Raw genomic sequence first — 5,185 nt, 5'->3', positions numbered from 1 at the left:
GCTGGTGGCCGTGCGGGTCCACCTGCTGCGCCGACGCGGGTTGGGCTGGGCCGATGTGGGGCTGCGCCCGCCGGCGCGCTCGCCGATGCACCTGCTGTGGCAGATCCCGGCGGTGATGGTCGCGGGGGTCGCCGCCTCGATGATCGTGCTCATCCCACTGGGAACCGGGCCGGAGGGTTCCGACGACGGGCTCGAGGATCTCGCCACCGGCGGGCCCGCGTTCGTGGTCCTCGGACTGCTCGTCGTCGCGGTCCTCGTGCCCGTGGCCGAGGAGGTGGTCTTCCGGGGGATCGTCCTGCCCGCGCTGCGTGCGAGGTTCCGGGCCGTTCCGGGGATCGCGCTCGCGGGAGCATTCTTCGCCGCCGTGCACCTGATCCCGCCCGCGCTGCCGTACCTGTTGGTGGTGGGGATCTCCCTGTGCGTGATGGCGCAGTGGTACCGGTCGATCGTGCCCGGGATCGTGCTCCACGGGGTCAACAACGCGGTGGTGTTCGCCGGGATCGTCGCGGCGGGCGCGGCCTGAGGGCTGCTCGGCTGTCGCGGTTCCCGGCTACCGGGCCACCACCGGCACGGTCGCACCCTCCCGCGCCACCGTCACCGCGCCGTCGAAATGGCGTGACGCGATCCGTCCCATCTCCTGCGCCTCCTCCGGTCGCGCGAAGTGGGTGAGGACGAGATGGCGCGCCCCGGCCTCGGAGGCGATCCCGGCGGCGAGTTCCGGGGTGAGGTGCCCGTGCCCGTGGATCACGTCGTCGTCGGCGGCCAGGACGGTGGACTCGCACACGAACACATCGGCCCCGGCGGCGGCGTCGACCACCCCGTGGCACGGGCCGGTGTCCGAGGAGAAGCAGACCACCCCGTCCGGGCCCGCGAACCGCAGTGCGGCGGACGGCACCGAGTGCAGGGCGCGATGAGGGGTGATCGACCAGGTGCCGATCCCGACCGGCGTCCGGGAGTCGAGGTCCAGCCCACGCACGTGGAAGGCGGACCGGATGGGGGACACCATGGTCGGCAGGGTGGGGATCCCGAAGAGCTCGTCGAACCGCTCGAGACGGCCCAGTTCCTCCGCCGGGACGTAGAGCGGGATCCGCGGGAGCACGTCGGGGAACGTCCATCGGTACGCCCAGGCCATGAGGTCCAGGCTGTGGTCCGCGTGCAGGTGGGTCACGACGATGCCGCTCAGCTCGGACAGCTCGTGGGTGCGCGCGAAGCTGAGCAGGGATCCGGGGCCTGCGTCCACGAGCACGGCGGTCGACTCGTCGCGGACCAGGTAGCTCGACGCGGCTCCGGTCCGGCCGGGGGCGGTGGCGTTGCAGCCGAGGACCTCGACGGTGGTCACAGTAGGACGATCCCTTCGCTTCTGGCGGCCACGGTCACGACCGGGCCGAGGTCGGCGGGCCCGACGTGGTCCATGTCGAGCTGCGTGCCGTGCACCTCGATGCGCAGTCGGGTGACGGTGCCGCCGAACTCGGCGTGGAGCACTCGGGCGGTGGTGGAACCCGGCGTGCCCTCGTCCGCGATCCGCAGGGAGTCGCGGCGGACGAGTACCCGACCGCCGGGGCCCGGGTCGTCGCGCTCCACGCGGGCGACGTCGATGCCGGATCCCGGGATCCGCCACCGGCCGCCCAGCACCTCGACCGCGTCCGGGGTGCGCACGGCATCGAGGATCCGGCCCGAACCCAGGAAGTCGGCCACGAACTCGTCGACCGGGTGGTTCCAGAGGTCATCGGGCGTCCCGTGTTGGACCACCCGGCCGTCGCGGACTATCGCGATCGAGTGAGCGAGCGCCAGCGCCTCCTGCTGGTCGTGGGTGACGATCACCGTGGTGCACCCGACCTGGGCGAGGTTCGCGGACAGGCTCCGGCGCAGACCCGCCCGTAGCTGGGGGTCGAGCGCGGAGAGGGGTTCGTCCAGCAGGAGGACGGTGGGGTCGATGGCCAGTGCCCGGGCCAGGGCCACGCGTTGGCGTTGGCCACCCGACAGTGCGCCGGGCCGTCGTCCCGCGTACTCCGAGAGGTGGACCAGGTCGAGGAGTTCGTCGGTGCGACGGGTCCGCTCGGCCCGGTTCACCCCGCGCGCCCGCAACCCGTACTCGACGTTCCCGCGCACCGACATGTGCGGGAACATCGCGTACGACTGGGGGACCAGTCCGATGTTGCGGCGGGCGGGTGGCGTGGCTGTGACGTCGGTGCCCCCGATCCGGATCCTTCCGGTGGAGGGACGGACCATGCCGGCGATCGACCGGAGGAGGGAGGTCTTGCCACATCCGCTGGGACCGACCAGGGCGAGGATCTCGCCCTCGCTGACATCGATGGTGACCCCGTCGACGGCGAGGGTGTCGCCGTACCGGACGGAGACGTCGTCGAGGGCCAGGCCCGGGGAGGTACTCATGACGGTGGCGCTCATGTCGGTGGTGCTCATGACAGGGACCTTTCGTGCATACGGGCACGCAGCGCGACGAGAACCGCGAACACCGGGAGGAGGGAGACGATGAACCAGACCGACATCGCCGACGCCAGTTCGAGTCGTCTCGTCTGGTAGGCGTCGAACAAGGCGAACGGTGCCGTCGGGTCGGCCGGGACGCTCACGAAGAAGCTGATGTTGAACTCGCCGTAGCTCAGGGCGTAGGACATCGCCGCGGCCTGGACGATCGCGACCAGGCACCACGGGATGGTGATGGTGAGGACCTGCCGCGCGCGGGAGGCGCCGAGGCTCACCGCGACCTGCTCGCACTCGTCCAGCCGGTCCGAGGCCAGGACGGTGACCAGTGCGGCCAGGGTGAAGGGCAGCGTGAACACCACGTGCCCGATGAGCAGAAGCAGCCCGCTCGGACGCAGCTGGGCGTAGGTACCGATCAGCGCGACCGAGATGGCGATGCCCGGGACGGCCAGCGGGACCGTGGCGAGGTAGCCGACCGCGCGGGCGGTGACGGACGCGGAGCGGGAGGACCACCACGCGAGCGGTCCGCCGACGACGAGGTTGATCGCGGCGACGGCCACCCCGACCGCGGCACTGTGAAGGAGCGTGGGGGACAGCAGCTCGAACCCGAGGGCCATCCAGTCCAGTGTGAACCCACCGGTGTACGGGCCCGCGATGAAACTCACGCTGGTCGCCACGACCAGCGTCGCGATCATGGGGACCAGGACGACCCCGAGCATGAGCCAGAGCCAGACGCGGGACGCGGTCATCGGGCGACCATCCTCTCGGTGATCCGGGCGACCGCGCGGCCGGCGAGCAGGAACCCGGCGGCCAGGACTGCCAGGATCAGGGCGTTGGCGGACGCGGTGGCGATGTTGAACCCGGCGGAGCTGAGACCGTCCACCACCTCGAGCGGGAGAAGGCGGTCGCCACGAGCGAGGACCGCGATCGTGCCGTATCCGCCGAGGGCGACCGCCAGTGCCGTCCCCGAGGCCTCGATGATCGCCGGCAGGAGCAGGGGAAGGGTGACGGTGACGAAGACCCGGGTGCGTCCGGCGCCCAGTGAGCGGGCGGTCTCGGGCATCGCCGGATCCAGGTTCTCCGCGGCCCCTCGGAGCGGTCCGATGATCCTCGGCAGGGAGAAGTAGGTGTAGGCCACCACGAGCCCGGGGATGATGTAGGCGGTGCCCGCCAGCTGCGGGAACCACAGGCCGAGCAGCCCCGTGTTGCCCAGCAGGACCACGGCGAAGAACCCGATGATGGTCCCGGGGAGGGCCACGGGGAGCGTGAAGGCGGAATCCAGCGGTGAGGTGTTGCGGCCTACGTGTGATCGGGCCGCCAGGTGAAGGACCAGCGGGATCGACAGGGCGATGGCGATCGCCACCGCCGAGACGCACACCGTGAGCGAGTTGACCACGGCCCGCCGGATCGCCTCGGAGGTGAGGGCGGCGACGAGGTAGTCGGCGGTGAGGCCCGACTCCTCACGCAGCCCGGTACGTCCGAGCCCGATGGCGTTCTGCGTCAGGGAGACCAGTGGGTACAGGGCGAACGCCAGCAGGAAGAGAACCCCCGGAACCGCGGCGAGCCATCCCCAGCGGGGACCACCCGCCACGGTGGGGGTCACCCGGGTGCGGACGGTCAACGACCGACCTCGGTGGTGAAGGCGGCGATGAAGTCCTCCTGGACCTCACCCTGCTTGACGTAGTCGACGGTGCGGGCCCGCTCGTAGTCGGTGTCCGGGAGCATCTTGGCGGCCATGTCGTCGGGGATCGACCCGATGGCCGGACGCATGAACCCGCGGGCGAAGAGCTGCTGACCCTGCTCGGAGAAGTAGAAGTCGAGGAGCTCCTCCGCGTTGTCCCGGTTGGGCGCGCCGTTGACGATCCCCACGACGTAGGGGATGAGGAGGCTGCCCTCCTCGGGTATCACGACCTCGACGTCGATCCCCTCCTCCTGCAGCTTGTAGCCGTTGAAGTCCGTGTCGATGAGGATCGGGATCTCGCCCTGGCCCACCAGCGCGGTCGCGGTCTGGGCCGGGGTCACGGCTCCGTTGTCCTTGAGTCGACCGAGGTAGTCGAGACCGGGTTCCCAGTTGTCCAGATCCCCGCCCATCGCCTCGTTGGCGGCGGTGGCGACGGAGTAGCCGACCGCGGCCTGGGTCGGGTCGAGGTATCCCACCTTGCCGCGGTACTCCGGCTTGGTCAGGTCCTCCCATGACCGCGGCACCTCGGCGTCCCCGAGATGCTCGGTGTTGACGATGAACGCCACCGCCCCGGTGTGCAGGGTGTGCCACCGGCCGTCGGGATCGCGGAGGTCCTCGTCGATCGATTCCACGCCCTCGGGGGTGTAGGCGCTGAGCAGATCCGCCTGCACCAGCTGATCGGCGAACGCGATGCCGACGTAGGCGGAGTCGGCGACGGGAGAGGCGGCCTCGGCCTGGAGAGCCGCGAGCGTCTGACCCGAGTTCTTGGGGTCGTTCGGGGCGGAGATCCCGGTCTCGTCCGAGAAGGCCGCCAGCACCTCGCCGAAGTTCCCCCACTCCGAGGGGCTGTTGTAGGTGATGACCGTGCCGGAGTCCCCGGCCGCGGTCGACTGGGTTTCCTCGCCCGCGGTGTCGGCGTTGCCGCAGGCGCTCAGGGCGAGTCCGGCTGCGGCGGTCGCGGCGAGTGCGCGCAGGGTGCGTGAGAGAGTCATCGTCTGGTCCTTGGTCGTCTGATCCTGGGGCGCCGTCGGCCCGAGTCCGTCGGCGCCGTCGGCCGCGGCGGGC

At 71.0% G+C, this 5,185-nt stretch carries 6 protein-coding genes; 1 reads left to right on the top strand and 5 read right to left on the bottom strand.

Annotation, left to right across the window (positions count from 1 at the left end; genetic code table 11):
* Nucleotides 1–523: CPBP family intramembrane glutamic endopeptidase (locus tag G6027_RS04065; protein WP_182635624.1), on the top strand; the 523-nt coding region annotated here is incomplete at its 5' end.
* 27 nt (nt 524–550) lie between these two features.
* On the opposite strand, the gene G6027_RS04060 is transcribed toward G6027_RS04065, so the two are convergent.
* The 5 genes from G6027_RS04060 to G6027_RS04040 all read right to left on the bottom strand — a co-directional run.
* Nucleotides 551–1,339 (bottom strand): MBL fold metallo-hydrolase, encoded by a 789-nt coding sequence (locus G6027_RS04060; protein WP_182635622.1) that lies wholly within the window; start codon nt 1,337–1,339, stop codon nt 551–553.
* Nucleotides 1,336–2,421 carry an ABC transporter ATP-binding protein gene (locus tag G6027_RS04055; RefSeq protein ID WP_182635620.1) on the bottom strand — a complete coding sequence of 362 codons (1,086 nt, stop codon included), beginning with the start codon at nt 2,419–2,421 and terminating at the stop codon, nt 1,336–1,338. The genes G6027_RS04060 and G6027_RS04055 overlap by 4 nt, the downstream gene beginning before the upstream one ends.
* Nucleotides 2,418–3,188, bottom strand: coding sequence for a hypothetical protein (locus G6027_RS04050; RefSeq protein WP_206682462.1), 771 nt, complete (start codon nt 3,186–3,188; stop codon nt 2,418–2,420). Before G6027_RS04050 ends, G6027_RS04055 begins: the two co-directional genes overlap by 4 nt.
* Nucleotides 3,185–4,060 carry an ABC transporter permease subunit gene (locus G6027_RS04045; protein WP_187702575.1) on the bottom strand — a complete coding sequence of 292 codons (876 nt, stop codon included), beginning with the start codon at nt 4,058–4,060 and terminating at the stop codon, nt 3,185–3,187. The genes G6027_RS04050 and G6027_RS04045 overlap by 4 nt, the downstream gene beginning before the upstream one ends.
* Nucleotides 4,057–5,185 (bottom strand): extracellular solute-binding protein (locus G6027_RS04040; RefSeq protein WP_206682461.1); only part of this gene is annotated, 1,129 nt, incomplete at its 5' end. The genes G6027_RS04045 and G6027_RS04040, both read right to left, overlap by 4 nt.

The sequence above is a fragment of the Dietzia sp. SLG310A2-38A2 genome (genome assembly GCF_014145095.1).
Taxonomy (GTDB): Bacteria; Actinomycetota; Actinomycetes; order Mycobacteriales; family Mycobacteriaceae; genus Dietzia.
This window is presented reverse-complemented; position numbering and strand designations above follow the sequence as displayed.